The following is a 25,043-nucleotide window of genomic DNA, read 5'->3' as shown; positions in this document are numbered from 1 at the left end:
TCTTTCGTTTCGGCTGTCAGTTGGGCGCGGTGGGCGCGGCGTTGGTCACGTTCACGATGCTCGCGGCGATCCGCAGCGCTTCGGGAAAGCTCTCGGCATGGATGACGCCGGCATTGCCTCGCCCGAGACGAACCCGATCGAGCATCGCGAGAGGTTGCGGCTGCACGCCGGACAGGATGATCTGGGCGCCGGCTGCGTTTGACTGGCGCAAGATGTCGGCGATCGTCGTCGCGCCGCTGGCGTCGAGCAACGGCACGCGCCGCATGCGCAGGATGATGACCTTGGGCGTGCTGCCGATCCGCCGCAGCGTATCGAGCAACTCGCCGGCAATGCCGAAGAAGACCGGCCCGTCGATGCGGAATACCTCGACGCCGGCGGGAAGAGCATCGCGCTGATGAATATCCTCGCCGTCCTCGTCATCGGGCGTTTGATCGGGTCCCGCCTCGATCTGGACCGTTTCGCTCATCCGCATCATGAACAGGAGCGAGGCGAGCGTGACGCCGACGGCGATCGCCATGGTGAGGTCGACCAACACCGTGAGTCCGAAAGTGAGCAGCAGCACCGCGCGATCGCCATTGGGCATGCGCAACAGGCCGATGAAGCGCTCATGCTCGCTCATCCCCCAAGCGACCAGGAACAGGATCGCGGCGAGCGCGGCCATCGGCACGAACGCCATCAGATCAGTCGCGAACAGGATGAACAGGAGCAGGAACAGCGCGTGCAGCATGCCGGCCACCGGGGTAAGCGCACCAGCCCGGATGCTCGTCGCCGTCCGGGCGATCGCGCCGGTGGCCGGTAATCCGCAGAACAGGGCCGACGCGATGTTGGCGACGCCCTGGCCGACCAGTTCCTGATTGGATCGGTGCCGCGATCCGATCATCCCGTCAGCCACCACTGCCGACAGCAATGCCTCGATCCCCGCAAGAAACGCGATGGTGAAGGCGGAAGGCAGGATCGCCTGCAACTTGGTCAGCGAGATCGACGGCAGCGCCGGTGCGGGCAGGCCGGCCGGAATGTGCGGAAACCGAGAACCGATCGTTTCCACCGGGAGACGCAAGAGCGCGACGGCTATCGACGCGACAACCACCGCGACCAGGAAACCGGGCACGCGCGACGCCACTTTGCGCAAGCCGAGGATGAGGAGGAGCGACCCAATGCCGATTGCCAATGTCGTGGCATGGATGCTGCCGAGTGCCCCGAGATAGGCCTGCCATTTGCGCAAGAAATCCGCAGGCACTTTGTCGATCGACAGCCCCAGGAAATCCTTGACCTCGCTCGATGCGATGATGACGGCGATGCCTGCAGTGAAGCCGGTCACCACGGGATGTGGAATGAACTTCACCAGCGCACCGAGCTTGGCATAGCCGGCGATGATCAGGATAAAGCCGGCCACCAACGTTGCGAGTAGCAGTCCGTCATAGCCGTGCTGCGCGATCACGTTGAACACAACCACGACGAAGGCGCCGGTAGGGCCGCCGACCTGCGCTCGCGATCCGCCCAGCGCGGAGATCAGGAATCCGGCGACGACCGCCGTGATCAGGCCTTTATCGGGCGACGCGCCACTCGCGATGCCGAGCGCCATCGCCAACGGCAGGGCAACGATGGCAACGGTCAGACCGGCTATAGCGTCCCGCCTGAAACGATCGAATGTATAGCCTTCGCCGAGAACGGTGATCAGCTTGGGTGTAAAAGCCGTCCAGCGCGGATCATGCAGCACCGCCATTGGCTCCCGGTGCCTGGTCGAACAGCATGGACGGCACCTGCTTGAGCGAGTCTCCACTCAGCGTCTCTTTCAGCCGCACGCCGCGCCCCACCCCAACGCTTGGCGCATTCTCTCCAATCAGTTCGATGCCGGCGCGCTCGAGCGCGGAGATCACCTTGACCAGCGTATCCACGACGCCGCGGACCTGGCCGCTGGATGCCTCCATGCGCTGGATGGTCGGCAGCGACAGCCCCGCAAGCTTGGCGAGCTGGCGCTGGTCGATCTCGAGAAGGGCGCGGGCCGCGCGCATTTGCTGGGACGTGATCATGGTGCCTCATGATGTATAAAACATCACATTACATGTGTAGAAATTACTTACCCAAATGCAATATAGGTAATATGAGTTTCCGCCAACTCGAATTCCAGCGAGAAGCGCGCGCTCGGTCAACGCGAGCTCAGTCGTAAGCGGGCGCGCGCATCGAACTTGAACCGCTCGCGCCATGCCCCTCTCCGCATCGCTCGGATCAGAAGCCGAAGTGACTAAGCCCGGGGTGATCGTTGGGACGGCGACCCAGCGGCCAACGGAATTTTCGCTCTTCTTCGGTGATCGGCATCTCGTTGATGCTGGCATGGCGAGTCCGCATCAGCCCGTCATCGGCGAATTCCCAGTTTTCATTGCCATAAGCGCGGAACCAATGGCCGCTGTCGTCGCGATACTCATAGGCATAGCGCACCGCGATGCGGTTTCCGGCGAATGCCCAGAGCTCCTTGATCAGGCGATATTCGTGTTCCTTGTTCCACTTGCGCGTGAGGAAGGCTCGGGCCTCTTCGCGGTTTGTCGCGAACTCGACGCGATTCCGCCACTTCGTATCGAGCGTATAAGCCAGCGCGACCTTAGCGGCATCGCGGGTATTCCAGCCATCCTCGGCGAGCCGGACCTTCTCGATCGCGGTTGCCTCGGTGAACGGGGGCAGCGGTGGACGGGACATGGAAATCTCCTTCAGGGTGGCATTGGGGCAATCCGTCGAAGACAGTCTGCTCGAAAGCGCCGGGTTGCTGAATGTCGAAAGCAGACAAGGATCTGTCACATACAGCGCTTCAATCCCATTCAAAGCACCAGCAGGATGCGCTCCCCACGTCGCTGAGTTGCAACACGATCACTACCGCCCGGGCGGGCTATGATCTGACCCGGATGCTCGCGTACCAGATCGGCGCTGGTCGAAGGGGAGCTTCAGACCGCGCTGGGCGCCTATGAGGAGCCTCCGCTGCGGATCCATGTAATCCATCCTCAGGGTCGTCATGCGCCGGCGAAAGTCCGCGCATTCATCGACCTCGCAGTCGATCGGCTAGGGGGCAATCGCCTGCTCAACGGAATGGAGGTTGCGCGCCGTCAGTTGCTCGGTCGGATCATAAACTCATCTCCCAGCCGTTCTCGCTGCGCCGAAGTTGACCAGGCGCAGGACGACTTGGCGCCGCGGTGAGCTGTCCGGCAGCGACGCTGCGATCAGGCTGTTGGGGGCGGTCCCGTGCTCGACCCAGGCTTCGAGCGCGCGTCGGACGTCGTGTTGCGGGTCGTCCTGGAGCGAAGGGGCGGGGAGCGATTGTCCGATGGCGTGGGGTGCGGCTCCGCCCTGGCAATGCGCCATGCCGGGGATCAGGAACAAGCGGTACGTCCGCATCAGTGCTTCGTCGCCACCGACCTCGGCGGCATGGGCGCGGGCATCGGCAACCGCGAATCCAGGGGGCAGGACGGCATCTGCCGTGCCGAAATAGGAGAGCACCTTGCCGCCCTTGGCGGCGAAGCGCTCGAGGCTGCCCAGCGCGAACGTGCGTCGCGCTGCCGGATCGATCGGGCTCGGGCGATACGCCGCGATGGTCCAGCGATGTCCGCGGTGGAGCAGAAAGCGCGCGCCTTGCGTGGCAAAAGTCAGCTGCGATGGCGCCACAGGGGCGGCGTTGACGATCCAGCGTCGCCATTCCGCCGGGTCGGCATCGCCGAGCGGATAGCCCGCCGCATCGATCACGCGCAACGCCGCGTCCTGTGCGGGGGCGAGGCAAGCGGACGTGCGTCCGCGATAGCAAGCGCGCCGAACGGCCTCTGGGGCGCATCCCATTTGCCCCTGGCGGCAAGTGGCATGGGCGATGGCCGCCAGAGCGGCAATTCGCTCGGGAGCGATCCATCCGCCGGGGACCGCGCGCAGCGCATGCTGGATCGCGGCGAATGCCTCGAGCCGGCGCGGCCAGTCGGCGGCCGGGGCGCCGGCGATAACGCCGTCCCAATCGTCGGGCCAGCGCGTGGCGGCGACCAGGGCCTGACGGCCGCCAAAGGAGCACCCCATGAAATATCGCCTTGTGGCGGGCCGCTTATAATACAGCCTGGTTAGCGCGGCCGCGGCGTCCGACGTGACTTTGATCGATCGCCCGGCATAATCATCGACCAGATCGGGTCGGTTCGCTGCCCAACTCGCATCGAACCCGGTTCCCTGGTGTCCGGTATCGGTGGCCGCTGCGATATCGCCGCGGGCGGCAGCCGCCGCCAGCGTGGCGCGATCGATGCTGCCGGCAAAGCCGCCATTTCCCATCTGGTAATAGCGCCCGCTCCAGGCGGCGGGCGCGGGCAACCAGAGTTCGATCCTGATTGCGGCATTGCGGCGGGCGCGCGCGATCGCTTCGACCCGGCAAGCATTGTTGGCGATCCCTGCCGCGACGATGTCCAGGTTCGGAATGATCGCTCGGCGCAGCGCCGCGCACGAATCCTCGCGTGCCGCACCGAGCAGCATCAGCGCGGGCAGCGCGGCGAGGAGGTGGCGATTACGCAGCCTTGTCTTCCCAGGCGAAGCGGAACTCCTCGGTCGACGGGTCGATACCGGCCAGCATCATCCCCTGACCCCGCGAGCCATGCCCTTCGCGCAGCGGCAGGTCGGCCGGATCGCGCAATTGCACCAGCAGCGTCGTGCGCGGCTCGCCCGATATATTGAGACCGGAGCCATGGGCGAGGAGATAGGAGAAGAAGATCGCGTCGCCCGCTTTGGCCGGGATTGGTGTCGCCCCGTCGAGCGTAAACCTGTCCTCTGGCAAATGGTGGTCCGCCCCGATCGCGGGGAGCGGCCCCAGTTTGTGGCTGCCGGGATAGACCCGCAGGCAGCCTTTCTCCTCGGGAGCGTCGTCGAAATGCAGGATCACCGCGATCATCGAATGATCGCGATGTGGAAAATAGGGGAAGTCCTGGTGCATCGGAAAGGGCGAGCCCTTTTCCGGCGGCTTGATGAACATCTTGCTGTGATGGAGCTGGACATTGGGTCCGATGATCGCCTGCGCGACCCTGGTCAGGCGCTCGTCGACAAGGAGGCGGGTGAACGCCGCCGATCGGAACTGCACGTCGTGGCAATGCGTGATCCGTGTGTCCTGTCCGCGAACGCTTTCCCAGGTCGCGTCGTTCGATCCCTGGCGCTCGGCGATGGCATGGACTTCGGCGCGATAGGCGGCCGCCTCTTCCGGTGACAGGAGTCCGGCGACGCGGACATAGCCATTCTTATGGTAGAAGCTGAGCTGCTCCGGCGTCAGGCCAGGGATCGCAGACATGGTCGAAAACTCCTGTTAATATCTAGTCGTTTTGCCAGGAATACGCCTTGATGGCGATTGGCCGAACCCGCTGGATGTGGTAAAAATTCGAACATGGACGGACTGGATTGGCCGATGCGCGCGGTGCCGCAGATCGAGGTGGCGGGACGCTTCGCGCTTGCCGATCGCGCTTATGAGACGCGCTATCTGGGTGCGACGCACGCGCTGCACCTCCACGATTATGACGGCACCATGCTGCTCGCCGGTCGCGAGCAGGCGCTTGCTCCCGGCGACGTGACGATCAGTCCGGCGGGTATGGTCTCGTCCTACGATCTGGCCGCGCCGGGGCAGCATTGGTGCGTGCATTTCGCAGCGGAAGGGCAGGGCGACGATACCGCGCGCCTCCCGTTTCACCGCGCCGCGGGAACGGTTGCCGCGGTGCGCGAACGCATGGCGCATATCGCTGCGTGCCATGCGCGCGCGAGCGACAGCCCGGTCGCCGGCATCCAGGCAGGGCTCGCGCTGCAGGCGCTGTTGCTCGACCTCGCCACCGCGGAGGAACGTGTCGACGGCGCGGCCGAACGCGCGGCGTCGTTGATCGACGCGCGTTTCGCCGAGCCGCTTGACGTACCGGCGATCGCCGCGGCGGTTGGCCGGTCGCAGGCGCATCTCGCCCGGGCATTCCGCGCGCGCTACGGCACGACCATTCCGCATCGCCTGATCGCGCGGCGGGTCGAGCATGCACGGTATCTGCTCGAGTCCACCGATTTGCCGATCTGGCGTATCGCCGAGCGCGTCGGGATTTCCGACCCGCAGCATTTCAACAAGAGCGTACGGCGGATGCTCGGCGCCAGCCCATCGGCGATCCGTGCAGCGAGCCATGCCGCGACCATCGACCCCGATCGCTAGTCGGCGTTTCGGTTGCACGCCGCAGTCACCGTCGCGTGTCCAGAAACCTAATCGATTGCCGAGAACATACCATAATGCTCGCGCCACGCGGCGACCTCCTCCTGCAGATGGGGAGGGGCGGGCTCTCCCGAAATGACGAGGCTGGCGACGTCGTGCTCGGGGTGCATCAGCATCTTCTTCGCCCCGTCGCTGAACCAGACCGGGACCAGCCCATCGCATAGGCTATCGAGGATGGTTGCGGCCATGCCATTTTCGATCGCGTCGGTGTCGGGGAGTGCACGAACGTTGATCGACACGCCCTCGAAGCAATTGCGCGGCTCGCGCTCGAAATTGAGCGATACTAGAAGCCCCGACCGGTCCGGCCGCGCTTCATCGGGCAGGTCCGCGACCCTGCGCCAGGCGCAGAACCACGACCGGCAGATATCAGGGCGCGCCGCGTGGATTCCGCACCCACGCGAAGCGAGGTGCTCGCAAGCTATTCCCGCAGGTTTCTTGAAATCCGGTGCATCCATTTTGAGGACGGTGCAGCACACCACGCAATCCCCGCAGGCACGATCCGCGAGGACGGGCCCGAGCAAAATGGTTTCCAGATCTGCCTCGGTGCGCATCCGCGCTCGAGTTGCCTCGCTCCCCGTGGAAATACAAGCATCCGTTGGACCCAGGCCCCCGCCTGGGTGACGAGATGCCGTTCCGCGCGGTCAGTCCTTGGACCAGGCCAGTCCAATCGCCGCGGTCCAGGAGAAGTCGTCGCCGCCCGATCCGCTACCGTCGATCGGGCTGAACGCCTCGTAGAAACCGGTGGTACGAATGAGGTCGAGCGTGTCGGCGCGCACTTTGCCGCCCCAATTGTCATGGCCGGCCTCGCTCAGCCCGGTGCCGATCATCCAGTTGACCACTGCCCAGACCGGGCCGCGCCAATAGCGGATCATCTGGAAGCCGGGATCTTCGGGATCGAGACTGGGCATCAGATACCGTACCTTGCCTGCGATCCGCTCGATATGATTGAGCATCGCCGCGTCCTTCGCCGGGTCGGCGATTCCGGCATAGAAGCTCAAGAACGACGCGCTGGTGACGAAGCCCGAGAACCGCCCGGTCAGCACGTCGCGCGAGCACCAGGTGCTGGTCGCCTCGTCCCACAACCAGCTGATTCCGGCCTCGGCGCGCGCGATCCAGCCGGCGATCTCGCTCCCATCGCGGCCGAGCATGCCGGCCAGTGCGAGCAGGTCGCGATTGGCACGTAACAGGATCATCGACATGCCGATATCGGCGACACGGAAGGGGTTGCCCGCTGCTATCTTCCGATGATCCCAGCCCTGCGCACGGCCATATTGGACCAAAGCGAGATAGCGATCGTATTCGAGCTTGGTCGGCCGCATCTTGGCGTCAAGATGCCCGGTGTCGCGGCGGACATAATCGCCGACGCCGGAGATATCGATCGGCTCGCCGGGGACGTCCCATTCGGGCGAATTGTCGCGGCCGGTTTCCCAAGGATGCATCGCGACCACGACGCCACGCTCTTCATGGTCGCGATTGACCGCAAACCAGCGATGCCAGGCGATAAGCTTGTCGAACAATGCCTCGAGACGCGGACGGAAATCCTCCGCGGCGCCGGCCGCTGCGGCGCTGTCCCACAACCGTCGCACGACGGTCGCCGCAACCGGCGGTTGAGTGATTCCGGAGGTCGGTGGCTCGGTCCCGGTCGACCAGACCGAGGGGCCGGGAAAATAGCCCTCCTCATCCTGCCAGAAGACAATATGCGGCACGAACCCGTCGGACCATTGCACGCGGAACAGGGTCTCGACTTCCGTCCAGGCGCGATCACGGTCGAACGTGTCGAAACCGAGCGCGACGAAAGCTGAATCCCAGTTCCACTGGAACGGATAGACCCGGCCGTTGGGGACGGTGTAGCCGCCGCGATCGTTGGCGCGCAGGATGGCGCGCGCCGCTTGCTGGAACTGGTCGGTCATATCCGCTTCGATAACAAAGCGGGAGCGGGCCGAAACCCGCTCCCAAGGGAGGAAAGTCAGAACTTGAGGGTTGCGCGGGCGCTGATCCGGCGCGGCAGGACCGGGCGGCCGACGAAATAGGCGCCGCCGACCGTCTGGTTGACGTCCTGACGCGGCGATCCTTCGGTCACCGCGTCGGTGTCGAACAGGTTGAAGACATTGATCCCGAGCCGAACCGAGCGGCGGTCGCCGAACGGCTTCACCTTGATGCCGGCATCGACGTTGAAAACGTTCCAGCCGTCGAGGCGTATGGCGTTGGTCGAGGCGGTGAAATTGTCGCCGGTATAGTTGGTGAAGAATGACAGATCGACCGTGCCGTCATCGTAATAGAGGCCGGCATTGTAGAGGATATCGGGCTGGCGCTCGAGATCCTTGCCGATGACGTTCAGGTTGGACGTGCCGTTCTGCATGAACTGGGTGTATTTGGCGTTCTGCAGCGTCAAATTGCCGTTGAAATGCAGGTATTTGTGGAGTTTGAGGTCAAGCGTCGCCTCCACGCCCCAGGACCGGGTCGCGACCAGATTGACCTGCTCGGTGAAGCCCCCCAGTCCGTCGTTGATGAAGTTGATCTGCCGGCGATTGTCGAGCTTGGTATAGAAGGCCGCCGCGGTCAGGTTGAACCATGGCTGATCGATCTTGATGCCGCCTTCGACCTGCTTGATGATCTCCGGCGTGTACGAGGCGGGTTGGCCCAAGGCGTTGAAGGTCACCGCACGGATTTCGGGGAAGAAATAGCCGCGCGACGCATTGAGATAAAGACTGACGCGGTCGGTGAGCTTGTAGAGTCCGCCGGCGGCCAACGCCCAGGCGCCGGTCTTGGGATGCGCGGTGAAATTCTTGCCATTGCCCCAGATCACGTCGCGCAGCGCCGGCGCGAGGTTGGGTGTCGTCGAGTCGGTGACGACGACCGAGGTTTGCTCACGACGGATATCGCCGTTGAACCATTCGTAGCGGCCGCCGATGTCGAAGTTGAAGCGGCTGCCGATCTTCATCTGGTCGGCGAAGTAGGCGGCGTAGCGCTCGACCTGGTGCGTGTTGTTGACGTAACCGGCGCCGGCATTGAGCAGGCCGTTCAAGGACACGATCGTCTGCGCGTGGGTAACCGGGTTGGTCACCACCAGATTGACCAGCCGCGGCTGGTTGTTGAACTCGGCGAGATAGGTCGTGGTGACATTGTAATCCCGTGCCCAGGCGTGGCCGTAGAAGCCGCCGAGCGTGAAGGCATGACGGATCGACCCCGTATCCGCCGAATAGGTCAGGTTGAGCTCGGCGGTGGTGTCGTGATTGGGCCGGTTACGGTCGGTGATGCGATTGGCGAACAGCAGCGGACTGGGCGCGAGCGCGCCGCCGCCGGCATAAGTGAACTGCGCATTGGCGAGCGAGCCGAGGCCGCGATTGGTCAAAAAGCTCTGCAGCGTCTCGGGAACGTTGATGAGGCCGTCGCCGTCCGACCACAGGCCGAATTTCGAGGCATATTGCGAATATTTGACCCGGCCGTTGATCGCGAAACCGCTGTCGCCCAACTTCTTGTCGAACGCGAGCGCGACCTGGCCGCCCTTTGCGGCCGCGCCATCGGCGATGCCGGTGGTGAAGCGGCCATTCGGCGTGTTGAAGCCGAGCCCGAGGACTGCTGGCGTCAGGACTTGATAGACGTCCTGGCCGTCATTGCCCGGAATGCGATTGCGCGTCTTCCCGTCGAGCGGGACGGGCAGATAATATTGTGCCTTGTCGTCGATATACTGGCCGTACAGCGTGACCGAGCCGCTATTGTCGGGGAATTCGTATTTGAGGTTGCCGCGGACTTGCCAGCCTTTGGTGGGCAAGCCGGTCTTCACCGGCCCGTCGTCGGTGCGGTACCAGCCCGACACCGCGAAGAACAGATTGTGGCCGAGCGGACCGCTGACCGCGAGGTCGCCCTTGTAACGGCCACGTTCGGCCCATTCGAACTGCGCCGTGCCCTCCAACTGATCGCCGCCGGTCTTGCTGATATAGTTGATCAGGCCGGCAACCGAGCCCGGGCCAAACAAGTTCGACACGCCGCCGCGGACGAATTCGAGCCGCTCGAGACCGAGGTCGTTACGGTAATAGACATCGTAGGCGGTCGAGTTGAGCCCGAAGCTTGAGAGCACCGGCACGCCATCATATTCGAGCGGGGTGAACTGATATTGGCCGCCCGAGGGCAAGCCGCGCACGAAGACATTGGCCGCGACCTCGCCGCCGCCGCCGTCCGCCTTGATCGTCGGGATGGTGTTGAGGATGTCGGCCTGGTTGGTCATGCTGGTGCGCTGCAACTGGCTCGCGTTCATCGTCGTGACCGCTAGCGGCGTGTCGAGCGCTTTGCGGCCCACGCTGGTTGCGGTGACGATGATATCGGGCTGCGGCGCAGTCGCGGTATCGCCGCTGGTATCCTGAGGAGCGGCAGGCGCCGCGTCGGAGGGCGTGGTCTGCGCGGTTGCGGCAACCGGCAGGAGCGCGATCGCGGCAGTCGCCGCCAAAAGCGTGGTACGAAGCTGGGTGTTCATCCTGTCCCCTCCAATTTATGGTCACCTTGCGGTGCGGGCGCTGTTGTCGCGCCATTTGACCCCTAAAGCCTGCTGGTTGCCGGGCCTCGCCGGAAGCCCGTTATGTCGCAACGATATGTTGCGCAGGATGCAACAATGACCTAGCTTCGCGGCCGATGCTCGATCTCGGCGATCTCATGGTGTTCACCAAAGTGGTCGAAACCGAAAGCCTGACGCGCGCCGGCAAGCTCCTCGGCCTGCCCAAATCCACCGTCAGCCGACGATTGTCGCGGCTCGAGGAACATCTCGGCGTGCAGCTGCTTCACCGTTCGACCCGCGCGGTGACGGTGACGCAGGACGGCGCAACCTTTTTCGAATATTGCCTGCGCTCGATCGGCGTGTTGCGCGACGGCGAGCGCGCGTTGCAGAGCCAGGCGCGAGTGCCGCAAGGCGTGGTCCGGATCGCGATCCCTTATGTGCTCGGGCAAAGCCTGGTGGGGCCGCTGCTCGCCGGATTCCTGCAAAACTATCCCGACGTCCGGCTGGTGGCAGTGCTGAGCGACGACGCGGTCGGACTGCTGCGATCGGGATTCGACGTCGCGCTCGCGATCGGGCCGTTCGCCGATAGCGGGCTGATCGCGGTCAAGCTCGGCACCACCGGCTGCGGCGCATTCGCCTCGCCAGGCTATTTCGAGCGCTATGGCCGGCCGCAAAGCCATGTCGACCTGCCACGGTTCGACCTGCTCGCCGCAGGGGAGGCCGACCGGCGCCATCGCTGGACCCTGCGCAACGGCAGTACCGAAGTGACCGTCGAGTTCACCCCCAGATTGCTGTGCAACGACATGATACTGCTGCGCGACGCAGCGCTGGCCGAGCTCGGCATCGCCAATCTGCCCGCATTTCTGTGCAAGCGCGATCTGGCCGAGGGGCGGCTGGTCGAGGTGCTGCCCGGCTGGCAGGCGAGCGATCTCACCTTTTTCGCTCTGTTCGCCGATCCCAAGGGCGTGCCGGTCCGTGTCCGCACGCTGATCGATTATCTGGTCGAGCATCTTCGCCCGACCCTGTCTTGGGATCTCCACTGACAGTTGCGCTTGGCGGAACACAGCGTTCCATCAATCCAGGCTTGGCGGGTTCAAACGGAACGGCCAACCCTTGGCAAGACGACGCCGAACGAGCGAGTGTCACCGCCAAGGAGGGGATTATCAACGACCAGTCTGCCCTGACCGCCACCGGCGGCGCGGCCCAGCGCGACGACCTGCTCGCCTTGTTCGCGGTAGCCGTGCGAGCGGTGTCGGCCGATGCGGCAATGCCGCCGGCGATTCCGGTGTCGCCGCACGGCCGGACGGTGGTTATTGCGGTCGGGAAGGGTGCCGCGGCGATGATGCGCGTCGCTCAGGCGCGATCGAAAGGCCGCGCGGTCGAGGGGCTGGTGGTGACCCGTCATGGCCACGTCCCGGCCGGCACGTCGTGGCCGGGGGTCGAGATCATCGAGGCCGGTCATCCCTATCCCGACGAGAACAGCGTGCGTGCCGCGCACCGAGCGCTTGAGGTCGCGCACACGCTCGATGCCGGCGATCGCCTGCTGGTGCTGTTGTCGGGTGGCGGATCGGCGCTGCTGGCGGCGCCCGCTCCCGGGCTCGATCTCGCCGACAAACAGACGATCACTCGCGCCTTGCTGCAATCGGGCGCGACGATCGAGGAGATCAACCGCGTCCGCAAGCATCTGTCGCTGGTCAAGGGCGGTCGCCTCGCGGTGGCAGCAGGTGCGGCCGCGGTCACCACCTGGATCATTTCCGATGTCCCGGGCGACGATCCGTCGTTCGTGTCGTCGGGGCCGACCGTCGCCGACACCAGCAACCTCGACATGGCGCGGGAGATCATCGAGCGCTACGGCATCGCGCCGTCTCCGCAGGTCGCAGCGGCGCTGAACGATCCGGCCAACGAGACGCCCTCGGCCGATAGCCTGGGCATCGCCGGCAGCGAGACATTGGTGATCGCCCGTGCCCGCGACGCACTTGCCGCCGCCGGTCGGCTGGCGCGCGACAAGGGCTATCAGGTCACCGATATCGGCGACAATATCCAGGCCGAAGCGCGGCATCTCGGCGCCGCGCATGCGGCCTTGTCGCGTCGGCTGGCGCAGGACGGCGCGCGGCGCGTGATCCTGTCGGGTGGCGAGACCACGGTGACGGTGGTCAACAAGGACGGGCGCGGCGGGCGCAACCTCGAATATCTGCTCGCGCTCGCCATCGCGCTCGACGGCGCGCCGGGCATCTGGGCGCTGGCCTGCGACACCGACGGGATCGACGGTACCGAGGATGCGGCGGGCGCGATCATCACGCCGGACACGCTAGCGCGAGCGCGCGAAGTCGGGCTCGACCCTGCGGCATACCTTGCGGCTAACAATGCTTATCTGTTCTTTGATGGCATCGGGGACCTGGTCGTATCGGGCCCGACCCTGACCAATGTGAACGACTTTCGCGCGATATTGATCGACGCGAAGGCTTGAGAGGATTGCCCATGGCGACCAGCCCACCACGCGTGCGCGCCGCTCCGTCCAGCTACCCATGGCTGCTGATCGCTCTGCTCTGGGTGGTGGCGTTCCTCAACGCCGCCGACCGTTCGGTGATCGTCGCGGTGATGCCGTCGATCCGCACCGAGTTCGGGCTGAGCGACACCCAGCTAGCGCTGATCTCCTCGGTGTTCTTCTGGTGCTATGCCGCCGCGGCCTTGTTCACCGGCCGGCTTGGCGACAGCGCACGGCGTACCCGCGTGGTGATATACGGCCTGGTGTTCTGGAGCGTCGCGACCGGCATGGTGCCGTTATCGACCGGCTTCGTGATGCTGTTGGGGCTCCGCGCGGTCGTTGCCTTCGGAGAATCGACCTATTACCCGACCGCTACCGCCCTGATCGGCGACTGGCATGGCCCCGGGATGCGCAGCCGTGCGCTGTCGATCCATCAGACCGCAGTGTTCGCGGGGTCGGGGCTCGGGGCGATCCTCGCCGGCGTGATCGCCGACCATTTCGGCTGGCGCGCCCCGTTCCTGGTCTTCGCCGCGTTGGGGCTGGTCTGGGCGATCGTGCTGGTGCGTATGCTGCGTGACGCGCCGATCCGCCACACCAAGGCCGAACGAGACCGTAACGAAGAGCCCTATGGAGTGGTACTCCGGATCAAGCCGGCGCTGATGCTGTTGGCGGTATTTTTCCTTGCCAATGGCGTCGCCAATGGCGTGACCGTCTGGGCGCCTACTTTCGTCCACGACAAGCTCGGCGAAAGCCTGACCGGATCGGCCTTCTATGGCTCGGCGAGCATCAACATCGCGGGCTTCCTGGCGGTGCCGCTTGGCGGGCTGCTTGCTGACGTCCTGGCGCGGCGCTCGCCGATCGGGCGCTTCTACACGCTGGCGATCGGGCTGGTGATCGCCGCCTTGCTGCTCGCGCCGATGGCCTGGGCGACCTCAGGGTTCGAAGTCGCGGTGGTGTTGATCGGCACGACACTGGGCAAGGGCCTGTTCGACGGCTGCATCTACGCAGCGATGCACGACGTCGTACCGCCGCATGCTCGTTCGACCGCGGTCGGCATGATGACGACCTGTGGCTTCGTTGGTGCGGGTGTCGCGCCCTTGTTCATCGCGGGTGCCTCCAGCACGCTGGGTATGGCGGCAGCGCTCGGATCGCTTGCCGCAATGTACGCGCTCGCCGTCGTCATCCTGCTCGCGACACGCGGCATGACTCGGGCCGCGGTCGAGGCCAATCGCGAACCCGCTACCGCTGAGGAAATAGTCGAATGACCGTTGCGCTCGTCCTGAAGGCTCCGCGCGAGCTCGGTTTCGAGGAAACGCCCGACGCGCCGCCCGGCGCCGACGAGGTGCGTATCGCAACGCTGTTTTCGGGGATCAGCGCCGGCACCGAACTGACCCAGTATCGCGGTACCAGCCCGTTCATGGCGCGGCGCTGGGACGAGGAGCGCCGGCTGTTCGTCGATGGCGAGGCGCCGAGCTGGCCCTATCCGGTCCGCAACCTCGGCTATGAGGAAGTCGGCGAAATCGTCGAGACCGGGACTGCGGTCGCGGACCTGCGGCCGGGCATGCGGGTCTATGGCACATGGAACCATCGCACCCATCACGTCGCGAGCGCCGAATATGCCCGCGATCGGCTGATGCCTGACGACGCCGACCCGCGGATCGGGATCTTCTCGCACATTGGCGCGGTCGCGCTCAACGGCGTCCATGACGCCCGGCTGCGGATCGGCGACACGGTCGCGGTATTCGGGCTTGGCGTGCCCGGCCAGATCGTCGCCCAGGCAGCGCGGGCGAGCGGCGCGCGGGTGATCGGGATCGATCCCGATGCCGGCCGTCGCGCCACCGCTTTGTCGCTCGGGATGCACGACGCGCTTGATCCGAAAGCGGGAAGTGTCGCGGAGACGATCAAGGCGATGACCGGCGGCCGCGGAGCCGACGCGTGCATCGAAGTGTCGGGCGCGCCGCCCGCGCTCGCCGAAGCGATCCGTGCGGTCGCCTATTCCTCGCGCGTCGTCGCGATGGGATTCTTCCAGGGCGAGGTGTCGGGTCTGCGGCTGGGCGAGGAATTTCACCACAATCGCGTCGAACTGATCTGCTCGCAGATCTCGGGCACCGCGCCCGAGGCGATGCACCGCTGGTCGAAGCCGCGGCTGTGGCGCACCGCGATCGAGCTGCAGCATCGCGGAGTCCTCGATCTGTTGCCGCTGATCACGCACACCGCGCCGTTCGAGGAAGCGCCCGACCTGTTCGCGCGGCTCGACGCGGGCGAACCCGGCCTGCTCCAGGCGACGATCGAGTTTCCGCGATGAGGGTGGCATTGCTCGGCTGCGGCGGCATCGCGTCGCGTCACGTCGCCGCGACCAAGGTGCTGGGACTCGATCTGGTTGGCTGCTGCGGCCGCGACCAGGCTCGCACCGACGCCTTCGCCGCCGAACATGGCGGAGAGGCATTCGTCGACCTCGACCGGATGATCGACACCGTCGCGCCCGACTTGCTGATCGTGGCCTTGCCTCCGTTCGTACGCAACGGCGAGATCGAGCACGCCGCGTCGCGCGGGCTACATCTGCTGGTCGAAAAGCCGATCGCGCTTGATATGGCAGCGGCCGAGCGGATGGTCGCGGCGGCCGGCGCGGCGGGCGTCGTCGCGGCGACCGGCTTCATGTACCGGTTCGGCGATGCGGTGCGACGCTGGCGATCGATCGATACCGGTTCGGTCGGGCTCTATGCCGGCGCCTATCATTGCAATGCGCTCCACGCGCCTTGGTGGCGCGAACAGGCGAAGTCGGGCGGCCAGATGCTCGAACAGGTGATCCACCAGATCGACCTCGTCCGTCATCTGGTCGGCGAGCCCGACACGGTGACCGCGCGCCGCGCCAACCTCTTCCATCACGACGTGCCGGGTTATGACATCGAGGACGTGTCGGCGATCCTGTTCGGCTGGGACGACGGGCGCATCGCCACGATCAATGCCTCGAACATCGCGACCCCCGGTCTGTGGCACAAGGAATGGGCGATCTATGCCGAGCGCATGACCGGCCGGTTTACCAGCTGGAACGAGGCGGTGCTGACGCCGACAGCGCAGGGCGCCGAGGCCGAGATCGTCGCGGGCGCGAGCGACCCCTTCGCGGCGCAACTTGCCGACGTGGTCGGCGCGATCCGCGAACACCGCGCACCAGCGATCACCCTGCGCGACGGCGCGGAGACGTTGCGCCTCGCCCTTGCCGCGCTCCAGTCAGCCGACGAACGTCGGGAGATCCGGCTTGCTCGCTGATCTCGACCGTCGCGGCATCGCCTTCTCGACGCCGCAGCCATTGCTGGATAGCGCGGTTCCGCCGCATGGCACGCCGATCGTCGAGCCCGGTCGGATCGTCTGGCCGCTCGACGCCGGAGGATCGATCGCACTGGCGATCGCCCGTGATGGCGACGCGATCAGCCTCGACGTGTCGGCGACGGCCATCGACCGCGCGATCGACAGCATAGGGCTGCGCTTCGAGGAAGTCCGTGGTGTGCGGCGCTATCTGCGCAATGGCTATCAGAGTTGGGACGGAGCCTATTTCGTCGCGCCCGGAACGCCGCCTGGCGATGGCCCGCCGGCCAAGGCGCCGACACTGGGCTTCGCGATGACGGCCTTGCTGCCGGAAGGTGAGGGCGCGGTACTACTCGGCTTCGACCGACACGACCGGTACCAGAGCCGCTTCGGGTTCGGCGGCACCGCCGAGACGCTGACGATCGATGTCGAGACGCTGCTCGACCGCACCGGCGAGACCCGCGGCGAAACGCTCTATCTGTTCGATGGCGACGCGGTCGAGGCGACGCTGCGCCGCTGGTCGCAGCGCGTTGCCGCCGCCGCCCCGCTCCCGCCGCGCGTGCCCGACCGCCGGCTGACCGGTTGGTGCTCCTGGTACAATCTCTATGCGGCGATCGACGAAAGCGTGATCCGCGAGCATCTCGCGAGCGCACGTGCCTATCGTGATGCGCAGCAGGTACTGCTTGAGATCTTTCAGATCGACGACGGGTTCACGCCCGAAATGGGCGACTGGCTCGACGTGAAGCCGCAATTCGCGCGAGGCATGAAGCCGCTCCTCGACGAGGTCGCGGCGGCCGGGTTCCGCCCGGGCCTGTGGATCGCGCCGCTGCTCGTCGGCAATCGCAGCAAGCTGTTTGCCGCGCGTCCCGACTGGGTCGTGCAGAACATCGCGACGGGCGGGCCGCTCGTCGCGATGGAATTCTATGGTGAATTCCGCTGGCACAAGAGGTCGGAGGAATATTACGTTCTCGATGTCACCCATCCCGACGCCGCCGCCTATCTCGCCCAGGTCATTCGCACCTGGGTCGGGGAGTGGGGCGCGCGCTACATCAAGGCCGACTTCCTGCTCCATGGTGCCGAATATGGTCCCGAGCGCGCGCGCTGGCATCGGCCGGGCCTGTCGCGCATCGCGATCTGGCGGCACATGATGACGATCCTGCGCGAGGCGGCGGGCGAGGATGTGATTATCGCCGGCTGCGGCTGCCCGCTTTGGGCGTCGATCGGACTGGTTGACGCGGTGCGGATCGGACGCGACGTCGGGGTGACCTGGAATGGCGATTATTCCGCCGAAAGCCTGCTGCGCGATCTCCAGACCCGCAACCATGCGAATGGCGTGCTGTGGCAGGCCGATCCCGATTGCGTGCTGCTCCGCGACCGCTTCCACTATCTGACCGACGACCAGGTCGAAACGCTCGCGCACTTCGGTGCCGGCTGCGGCGGCGTGCTGATGACGAGCGACGATTTGGCGGCGCTCAGCCCGCGACGCGTAGCGCTGTTCGCGGATTTGCTGAGGCGCCCCTCCATAGGGTGCGACTTTCCGTTGCTGGGGATCACCGAGGGGTCGGTCGAACAACATGTCCGCCGTCCCGACGGTTCGATCGAAATCCTGCAAATGAATGTGCAGCAGGTAGCCGATTAGACCCCGTAGGGGTGTCACGGCATCAGCCGCTTACGTCCCTGCGACAGGTGCCAGCGCATCGCGAGCGCTGCGCCGTCGGCGTCCTGAACCCGGATCGCTTCGACGATCATCTGGTGTTCCGACAGCATCGCATTGATCGCCTCGGGCGGGCGCGACCGGGATATGTCGACACCCGCTTTCATAACTCGGTCGATGTCCGCGAACATATGGTCGAACGCGGAGACGAAGGCGGGATTGCAGGTGCCGAGCACGATCGCGCGGTGGAGCGCCATATCCTCGAGATGTGCCGATCCACTCGACAGCAGGGCGTTTTCAAGGCGGGCCATCTCCTGCTCGATGACCTGCATCTGCTCGGCGGACCGGCGCGCGGCCGCGAGCCGCGCCGCCTCTGCTTCCAGGACGAAGCGCACCTCATAGCTGCCGAGCGTCGCGGACAGCTCCTCCATCGGCATATGCGCGACCAACCGCTCCGACGGACGCCGCTTGACGAACGAACCGGCGCCTCGCCGCGCTTCGGTGATGCCATCGGCGGCCAATCGAACCAGCGCTTCGCGGACGATCGTGCGCGACATCCCGAACATCTCGGCCAGCCCGGCTTCCGACGGCAGACGGTCGCCGACCTCCAGATGGTCCTGATCGATGATCGCGACGATGCCCGTATAGGCGCGGTCGGCGAGGCGGCCCTCGCTCATCTTTGCCGCACCGAACTTTTCGGAGTCTGCCCGGTCACAGGAGGTAGCTCCCGCCAAGCACGCAGACCAGACCGACCACCGATACGACCGTCTCCAAAACCGACCAGGTGCGAAACGTGTCGGTCGTACTGGTGCCGAGATATCCCTTTACCAGCCAGAACCCCGGATCGTTGACGTGCGAGAAGAACACCGATCCAGCCCCGATCGCCAGCACTACCCATTCCGGCGAGGTGCCGCTGCTCGCGACGACCCCGGTCATGATACCCGCGGTCGTGATCGTCGCCACCGTGGCCGAGCCCGTCGCCAGCCTTATGCCCACCGCGACCAGCCAGGCGAGCACGATCGGCGACAAGGCGCCGCCCGCTGCGACCCTGGCCAACAGGTCCGAGAGCCCGGCGCTCACTAGCACTTGCTTGAGCGCGCCGCCCGCACCGATCGACAACAGGATCGTGCCCGCCGGCTTCATCGCCTCTGCCCAGATGGTCGCTTGCACCGACGCATCACGAACTCGCCGCCCGAACAGCAGCGGCAGTGCGACGAGATTGGTCAACAGCAGCGCGAACACCGGGTTGCTCGCGAAGGTCAGCCAGCTGGCGGATGCGGCGGCGCCGGCTGGAAGCAAGGCTGGGATCTGGCCCGCCGCGATCAGCACCACCGGCATCAGGATAACCGCGAGCGATACCCCCTGCGGTGGCGCAGCTTGCAGGGGCGCGCCAAGCTCGATCGACGGCGCGGTAAGCGTGATCCCGGGTGAGGTGAACCGCGACAGCAACGGCCCGGCGATGATCGCCGTGGGGATCGCCACGATCACGCCATAGAGAATGGTCCGCCCGAGATTGGCGTTGAGTGACGTGACGGCGAGGAGCGGCCCCGGATGTGGCGGGACGAGCGCATGGACCACGGACAGGCCGGCAAGGGCGGGGAGCATCAGCCGCAGTTTCCCGGCATCGCCGTTCCTGTCCTCGGGAAGGTTAGCCGCGGCGGTTGCGAGGATGGGCAACAGGAGCACCAATCCCGTCTCGAAAAACAGCGGCAGCCCGATGACCAACGCGACCAGCAAACTCGCCCAGGGCGCGCCCGCATTTCCCGCGAGCTTCAAGCCGGCCCGCGCCAGCGAGGCGGCGCCATCCGACAGTTGAAGCATCGCGCCCAGCGACAGGCCGAGCGCGACCACCAGGCCCGTTCCGCCCAGAATATCGCCGCCGCCCTTTTGCACCGCCGCCGCGGTGGCCAGGGGCGACATGCCGACACACAGGCCGGCGACGAACGCGCCGCATAACAATGCGATGAACGGGTGCAGCCGGCCCTTGACGATCAGGACGACGGACAGGCCGATCCCGAACACGGCCGACAGAATGAGGCGGATATCTTCGGGAGTCATCGTGGCGCTTGCCCGTATCGGGTCGGCATGCGGTTCGCAGTTCTCGCGCAAGCAACGTCGTTCGGCATGCGCCCTCCCTCCGATATGCTGTTTGGTTGTTAGACCAGCTTTATCCGAGGGCTGCTGTATGACAGATGTGGTTCGATCGCCACGAGGAAGGCTTGTTGGCTCTCAAATCGTCGTGAATAGCTGAAATCTGTCCAACCAATCCGGCTCTCCCCTATTGGGAGCGGCTTGGGCCGAATGAGAGGAAATGTATCGTGGGCATCGAGCAGAATCGGGCAGCGGCCAGCGATGGTGATGAACCGCGCGACAACATTGCGGCGGCTGCTCCTGCATTGCTCCTTTCCCGGCGCGCGCTGGTCGGTACCGCAATTGCGCTCGGCGCGCTCCCTTCCGAGCTCCTTGCGCAAGGCCCGACCAAGCTGATTGCCGGCACCTATGCTCGCGAAGGCGGCCCCGGCCTTGTGCCGCTGACGGCAAGTAGGGGTGGCTGGGTGGCGGGTCGCCCGTTTAGCACAATCCGCAACGCGTCGTTTGGCGTACGCGCCGTCGGGAACGGCGTTCGATACTTGCTCGACGAACAGGAAAAGGGGCGGGTCGGCGTTTACGACCGAGACTTGCGGCCTTTGGGGGACTTCTCCACGCTCGGTGCCGATCCTTGCCACGCCGCCCTCAGTCCAGACGGCGGCATGTTGGCCGTGGCCAATTACTCCAGCGGAAGCGTCGCCGTGTGGCGGATCGATCGAAACACCGGTCGTCCAACGGGGGAAGCCCATCTGGCAGTACATACCGGTAGCGGCCCTAACCGTGCGCGGCAGGCGGGCCCGCATGCGCATTGGGTGGGTTTTGCGATGGGCGGGAAGCTGCTGCATGCCGTCGACCTAGGTGCAGATGCGATCTTCGCGCACAGATTGGATCCGCGAACGGGTGCGATCGTCTCCAGCTCGCTCGCCTATCGCGCACCAGCTGGGTCGGGTCCGCGCCATCTTGCCCGCCACCCGCGCCTAAAGATCGCCTATTTGGTCTCCGAATTGGCTAATACGGTGACGGTCCTCACGGCCCAGCTCGACGGCACATTTGCCGCGAAGGGGTCCGTTTCCACCTTGCCGGCAGCGTTCGCCGGACCCTCGACCGCCGCCCACATCGCGCTCAATAGCAGCGGCACGCGGCTGTACGTCTCCAATCGCGGCCACGACAGCATCGCGGTGTTCGCGATCGACGCGGCCGGCGGATTGACCCTCCTGCAGCATGCCGGCTCGGGCGGGCGAGGTCCGCGCTTGTTCCTGTTGGTCGAGGAGCGGGGAGAGATGCTGGTCGCCAACCAGCGATCGGGGAATGTTTCCCGGCTCCCGCTGGGTAAGGACGGACGCCTCGGCGTTGCTGCCCACGGCACGGCAATTCCCAGTGTGGTGTTTCTATCCGCGTAAGCAGGGTTTAGTGCCAAGGTCGGCTGCTCGGCTGTCTGCCTGTGGGCGTTATGCGCGCTGATCTTGGCCAGGCGAGAAAATCCGCGTCGCACGAGAAGAGAATCGCTACATGGTGCCTATCGCCGGGACCGTGAGATCTGGTTTCTCGAGCCCAATTAACTTGCGAAGCTCAACAGCTGCCGCGCCAAAATCTGCGCCGTTTGCGACTGCGTCCGGTGAGGCGAATCACTCAACGAACTGTTGGTTTAGCCTGCGCGCAGCGGAAGGAATCGCGCACAATCGTCCTGCGCCATCCAAATAAATCGGAAAAACGCAAATTAGACGCGAATTAGGGGTGTTGCGATTGGCACCTAATGTTCCCAGCTAAGTCATTGAAAAGCTGGTGACCCCTACGGGAATCGAACCCGTGTTTCAGCCGTGAAAGGGCCGCGTCCTAACCGCTAGACGAAGGGGCCGAGCGTGTCGGCGCGGGGGAGCGGTTAGGGAAAGCGAGGCGTCCGGTCAAGCGTTGTGCGCGTTTGTCGCCCTCAATCCGCCCAGGCGGCGTCGTCGAGATGCAGTTCGGCGGCCGGGCGCGATCCCCAGTCGTCGACCTTGGGACGGCCGGCGAGCCATAATTTGCGATCCCGCGGCGCCTGTAACAGCGTCTGGCCGAGCAACGTATCGGCCGAGCGGAACGCCATCGCCTTGAGGCTGCGGCCGTCGTCGCCGGCGACGATAGCGCGGACATGGCCATTGCCGACTACGTCGACGCGAATGATCCGGAACGGTCCGGCGGCAACGCGCGGCGCCGGCCAGCCCATGCCATAGGGGCCGCCGGCTTCTATTGTCTCGCACAGGCCGGGGGTCACGCCGCCCGGCGCGAGCAGGGCGTCGACCAGCAAGGCACGGTCCTCGCGCGCCAGCGCCACCACGGCGGCGAGACGTTCTTCGAGGAACGCGGCAAATTCGGGAATGCGGTCCCCCTCGATCGTCAGCCCCGCCGCCATAGCGTGGCCGCCACCGGCGACGAGCAGACCCATCTCCTTCGCCGCCAGCACAATGGCGCCGAGGTCGACGCCGGTAATCGATCGGCCGGATCCCTTGCCTGTGCCGGCGTCGTCCACTGCGATGACGATGGCGGGAATCCCGAGCTTTTCCTTGAGCCGTCCCGCGACGATGCCGATCACGCCGGGATGCCAGCCTCGGCCGGCGACCACGGCGACGGCGCTGCCATGGGGCAGCAGCTCGGCCTGTTCCTGCACGATCGATTCGATCGCACGGCGCTCCTCGTTGAGGCGGTCGAGTTCGGCGGCGATAGTGCGCGCTTCGTTGACGTCCTCGGTAGTGAGCAACCGCACGCCGAGATCGGCGCGCCCGACGCGACCGCCCGCGTTGATCCGCGGGCCCAGTGCGAAGCCGAGGTCGCTGCAGGTCGGGGCGCGGGTCAGTCGCGACGCCTCGACCAGCGCGGCAAGGCCGACATTGCCGCGTTGTGCCATCACCTTCAGGCCCTGGGCCACGAACGCGCGGTTGAGGCCCTTCAATTGCGCGACGTCGGCAACCGTGCCGAGCGCGACCAGATCGAGCAGGTCGAGCAATTTCGGTTCGGCCCGGCTGGCGAAGAAGCCGCGACCCCGCAACTCACGCAGCAACGCCGCACCGAGCAGAAAGGCTACGCCCACCGCCGCGAGGTGGCCATGGGCGGCGCCGTCGCCCTCATCGAGCCGATTGGGATTCACCAAAGCATGCGCATGGGGCAGCGCGGCGGCGCATTTGTGATGATCGACAACGATCACGTCGACCCCGGCCTCGCGCGCCATGTCGAGCGCTTCGAACGCCTGTGCGCCGCAATCGACCGTGACGATCAGGGAGGCGCCGCCGCTCGCGATCCGCACCAGCGCCTCGCCAGACGGGCCGTATCCTTCCATCAGGCGGTCCGGGATATAGGCAGCCGGTGCGAGGCCCAGGTCGCGCAGCAACCGGATCATCAGCGCCGCCGAGGTCGCGCCGTCGACATCGTAATCGCCGAATATCGTGACCTGTTCGTTCGTTTGGACAGCGTCGGCCAAGCGACGCGCGGCTTTGTCCATGTCGTTGAAGATCGAGGGGTCGGGCATGAACCCGCGAATGCTTGGCGACCGATTCGCCTCGATCGCCTCGCGTCCCACGCCGCGCGAGAGCAGCAATTGCGTCACCAGATCGTCGGGCTGGAATCCCGGATCGCGCGCGTCGGCAGCCAAGGCGCGCCATCGCCAGGCCTGGCCGAGAAACGATCGTGAGATGCCGGCGACATGATCCATTGCCAGCGGCTTAGCCGTGCGAGGTCCGGTAGGCTAGGCGGCTTACGGCGAGCGGTCGCCAGACCTCAAAGTTGGGTGATGTGCGTGCCGGCCCGACTGCGGTCGATTTTCCAGCCTGACAGCGTCCATACCATGGGCCGACTGCAACCGGCGCATTCGCCGATATATCGGCCGTCTTCCGGCCGGGAACTGGCCGGGTCGCGACGGTGCATTCCGACAGCGCACCCCAATAATTGCCACGACATTACGCCTACACCTTGTCCCGCACGCTCCGCTAAACGTATCCGGTGCAATTGGAGTTCCGGCGCTGCGGTATTTCGCTCGCCATCGTACCCGATAATGAGTCGCGCCCAGCGTGCGGTACCGCGCGGCGGTTTTAGTAGACCGCCCAATCGTTCTCGCGGAACCACTTGGTGATGATGTATTTGACGCCCTTCACCACCGGCATGCCTTCGTGCAGCGTCAATGTGTTAGGACTGCCATCGGGGTTCATGTTGTTCCAGGCGAGCAACAGGCCGCGGCGGGGCGCGACGCGCAGCCCGGCTTGCGGGAACCAGGTCGCGCCGCCTTCCGCGACATCGTTCAGATAGATCATCGCGGTCCAGGTACGCTGGCCGCCGGTCCGCTTCATCTCGGCCCAATATTTCTGGTTTTCGTGGAAGAAATCGTGGTGTGCGCGGAAATGCTGGCCGGGTGCATAGCGCTGCCCCTGCATCGTCTCGCCTTTCGCCGGCGGGATGCCGAGCAGATTGGCGATGGAGGTGTCGATCGGCGCGACATCGGGCGAATAGCGATCCATGTCGCAGCTCTCGCTGGTTCGGAACCCGTAATCCTCGCGGTCGGCCAGCAATGTCGACGGACGGCGGTTGCCGTCGATGATCCTGATCAGCATCTCGCACTGCGCGGGAGTTAGGAAGTTCATGTAATAATAGGCTTGCGCCGCGCCGACCATCGCCGCCTGGACGTTGGGATTGGCGTCCAACCGCGCCGCTACTTCACTCCCGACGCGACCGCGCTCCTTCGAGGTGCCGCCTGAGGGGCTCTTCTTCCTGCCGAACATGGCGGGGTTTCTTCGCGTCTCGCGCAAAAAAGGCAAGGGCCCGGAGACGAATC

Annotated in this window: 20 protein-coding genes and 1 tRNA gene; 8 read left to right on the top strand and 13 right to left on the bottom strand. The window is 65.5% G+C overall.

The window, feature by feature from the left end:
* Positions 1 to 16: 16 nt before the first annotated feature.
* The 5 genes from SAS01S_RS06875 to SAS01S_RS06855 all read right to left on the bottom strand — a co-directional run bounded on the left by SAS01S_RS06875 (position 17) and on the right by SAS01S_RS06855 (position 5,284).
* Positions 17 to 1,723 carry a SulP family inorganic anion transporter gene (locus SAS01S_RS06875; RefSeq protein WP_066806516.1) on the bottom strand — a complete coding sequence of 569 codons (1,707 nt, stop codon included), beginning with the start codon at positions 1,721 to 1,723 and terminating at the stop codon, positions 17 to 19.
* Positions 1,707 to 2,030, bottom strand: coding sequence for a helix-turn-helix domain-containing protein (locus SAS01S_RS06870; RefSeq protein ID WP_066806515.1), 324 nt, complete (start codon positions 2,028 to 2,030; stop codon positions 1,707 to 1,709). The genes SAS01S_RS06875 and SAS01S_RS06870 overlap by 17 nt, the downstream gene beginning before the upstream one ends.
* Before the next feature lie 196 nt (positions 2,031 to 2,226).
* Positions 2,227 to 2,691, bottom strand: a complete 465-nt coding sequence (locus SAS01S_RS06865) for a nuclear transport factor 2 family protein (RefSeq protein WP_066806514.1) — start codon at positions 2,689 to 2,691, stop codon at positions 2,227 to 2,229.
* A 426-nt stretch (positions 2,692 to 3,117) separates the two neighbouring features.
* Entirely contained in the window at positions 3,118 to 4,482 is a 1,365-nt protein-coding gene (locus SAS01S_RS06860) for a tannase/feruloyl esterase family alpha/beta hydrolase (protein WP_066806513.1), read from the bottom strand.
* A 31-nt stretch (positions 4,483 to 4,513) separates the two neighbouring features.
* Positions 4,514 to 5,284, bottom strand: a complete 771-nt coding sequence (locus SAS01S_RS06855) for a phytanoyl-CoA dioxygenase family protein (protein WP_066806512.1) — start codon at positions 5,282 to 5,284, stop codon at positions 4,514 to 4,516.
* A 93-nt stretch (positions 5,285 to 5,377) separates the two neighbouring features.
* Here SAS01S_RS06855 and SAS01S_RS06850 point away from each other — a divergent pair, with 93 nt between their 5' ends.
* Complete coding sequence (locus tag SAS01S_RS06850; protein WP_066806510.1) at positions 5,378 to 6,172, top strand: helix-turn-helix transcriptional regulator; 795 nt, start codon at positions 5,378 to 5,380, stop codon at positions 6,170 to 6,172.
* A 47-nt stretch (positions 6,173 to 6,219) separates the two neighbouring features.
* On the opposite strand, the gene SAS01S_RS06845 is transcribed toward SAS01S_RS06850, so the two are convergent.
* The 3 genes from SAS01S_RS06845 to SAS01S_RS06835 all read right to left on the bottom strand — a co-directional run bounded on the left by SAS01S_RS06845 (position 6,220) and on the right by SAS01S_RS06835 (position 10,700).
* Positions 6,220 to 6,780 (bottom strand): hypothetical protein, encoded by a 561-nt coding sequence (locus SAS01S_RS06845; RefSeq protein ID WP_066806508.1) that lies wholly within the window; start codon positions 6,778 to 6,780, stop codon positions 6,220 to 6,222.
* A gap of 90 nt (positions 6,781 to 6,870) precedes the next feature.
* Positions 6,871 to 8,139, bottom strand: a complete 1,269-nt coding sequence (locus tag SAS01S_RS06840; protein WP_066806506.1) for an MGH1-like glycoside hydrolase domain-containing protein — start codon at positions 8,137 to 8,139, stop codon at positions 6,871 to 6,873.
* Positions 8,140 to 8,195: 56 nt separating this feature from the next.
* Positions 8,196 to 10,700, bottom strand: a complete 2,505-nt coding sequence (locus SAS01S_RS06835) for a TonB-dependent receptor (protein WP_066806504.1) — start codon at positions 10,698 to 10,700, stop codon at positions 8,196 to 8,198.
* A gap of 155 nt (positions 10,701 to 10,855) precedes the next feature.
* On the opposite strand from SAS01S_RS06835, the gene SAS01S_RS06830 reads away from it, so the two are divergent.
* Genes SAS01S_RS06830 through SAS01S_RS06805 form a run of 6 tightly spaced genes read left to right on the top strand, consistent with a single transcriptional unit; the run spans position 10,856 to position 18,145 of the window.
* Complete coding sequence (locus SAS01S_RS06830; protein WP_066806501.1) at positions 10,856 to 11,761, top strand: LysR family transcriptional regulator; 906 nt, start codon at positions 10,856 to 10,858, stop codon at positions 11,759 to 11,761.
* 41 nt (positions 11,762 to 11,802) lie between these two features.
* The gene (locus SAS01S_RS06825) at positions 11,803 to 13,185 is read left to right on the top strand and encodes a glycerate kinase type-2 family protein (protein ID WP_218016263.1); all 1,383 of its coding nucleotides are present in this window, start codon (positions 11,803 to 11,805) and stop codon (positions 13,183 to 13,185) included.
* Between the two features lie 11 nt (positions 13,186 to 13,196).
* Positions 13,197 to 14,468, top strand: coding sequence for an MFS transporter (locus SAS01S_RS06820; RefSeq protein WP_066806499.1), 1,272 nt, complete (start codon positions 13,197 to 13,199; stop codon positions 14,466 to 14,468).
* Positions 14,465 to 15,508, top strand: coding sequence for a zinc-dependent alcohol dehydrogenase (locus tag SAS01S_RS06815; RefSeq protein ID WP_066806497.1), 1,044 nt, complete (start codon positions 14,465 to 14,467; stop codon positions 15,506 to 15,508). The genes SAS01S_RS06820 and SAS01S_RS06815 overlap by 4 nt, the downstream gene beginning before the upstream one ends.
* Positions 15,505 to 16,470, top strand: coding sequence for a Gfo/Idh/MocA family protein (locus SAS01S_RS06810; RefSeq protein ID WP_084238597.1), 966 nt, complete (start codon positions 15,505 to 15,507; stop codon positions 16,468 to 16,470). Before SAS01S_RS06815 ends, SAS01S_RS06810 begins: the two co-directional genes overlap by 4 nt.
* The gene (locus SAS01S_RS06805; protein WP_066806493.1) at positions 16,460 to 18,145 is read left to right on the top strand and encodes a glycoside hydrolase family 36 protein; all 1,686 of its coding nucleotides are present in this window, start codon (positions 16,460 to 16,462) and stop codon (positions 18,143 to 18,145) included. Before SAS01S_RS06810 ends, SAS01S_RS06805 begins: the two co-directional genes overlap by 11 nt.
* A gap of 14 nt (positions 18,146 to 18,159) precedes the next feature.
* On the opposite strand, the gene SAS01S_RS06800 is transcribed toward SAS01S_RS06805, so the two are convergent.
* Positions 18,160 to 18,837 (bottom strand): FadR/GntR family transcriptional regulator, encoded by a 678-nt coding sequence (locus SAS01S_RS06800; RefSeq protein WP_066806491.1) that lies wholly within the window; start codon positions 18,835 to 18,837, stop codon positions 18,160 to 18,162.
* A 34-nt stretch (positions 18,838 to 18,871) separates the two neighbouring features.
* Positions 18,872 to 20,218: a GntT/GntP/DsdX family permease gene (locus SAS01S_RS06795; RefSeq protein WP_066806536.1), complete on the bottom strand. Its 1,347-nt coding sequence runs from the start codon at positions 20,216 to 20,218 to the stop codon at positions 18,872 to 18,874.
* 260 nt (positions 20,219 to 20,478) lie between these two features.
* Between SAS01S_RS06795 and SAS01S_RS06790 the strand changes: the two genes are divergently transcribed.
* On the top strand, positions 20,479 to 21,648 hold the full coding sequence (locus SAS01S_RS06790) for a lactonase family protein (RefSeq protein WP_245656771.1): 1,170 nt from the start codon (positions 20,479 to 20,481) through the stop codon (positions 21,646 to 21,648).
* Positions 21,649 to 22,028: 380 nt separating this feature from the next.
* Here the strand turns inward: SAS01S_RS06790 and SAS01S_RS06785 are convergent.
* From SAS01S_RS06785 to SAS01S_RS06775, 3 genes are all read right to left on the bottom strand, one after another.
* Positions 22,029 to 22,103 (bottom strand) — tRNA-Glu (locus SAS01S_RS06785).
* 72 nt (positions 22,104 to 22,175) lie between these two features.
* The gene (recJ, locus tag SAS01S_RS06780) at positions 22,176 to 23,930 is read right to left on the bottom strand and encodes a single-stranded-DNA-specific exonuclease RecJ (protein ID WP_066806489.1); all 1,755 of its coding nucleotides are present in this window, start codon (positions 23,928 to 23,930) and stop codon (positions 22,176 to 22,178) included.
* Positions 23,931 to 24,306: 376 nt separating this feature from the next.
* On the bottom strand, positions 24,307 to 24,990 hold the full coding sequence (locus SAS01S_RS06775) for a prolyl hydroxylase family protein (protein ID WP_066806487.1): 684 nt from the start codon (positions 24,988 to 24,990) through the stop codon (positions 24,307 to 24,309).
* Between the last annotated feature and the right edge of the window lie 53 nt (positions 24,991 to 25,043).

The organism is Sphingomonas asaccharolytica NBRC 15499, assembly GCF_001598355.1.
Taxonomy (GTDB): domain Bacteria; phylum Pseudomonadota; class Alphaproteobacteria; order Sphingomonadales; family Sphingomonadaceae; genus Sphingomonas; species Sphingomonas asaccharolytica.
Note: the sequence above shows the minus strand (reverse complement) of the source record. Positions and strands in the feature narration are given on the sequence as shown.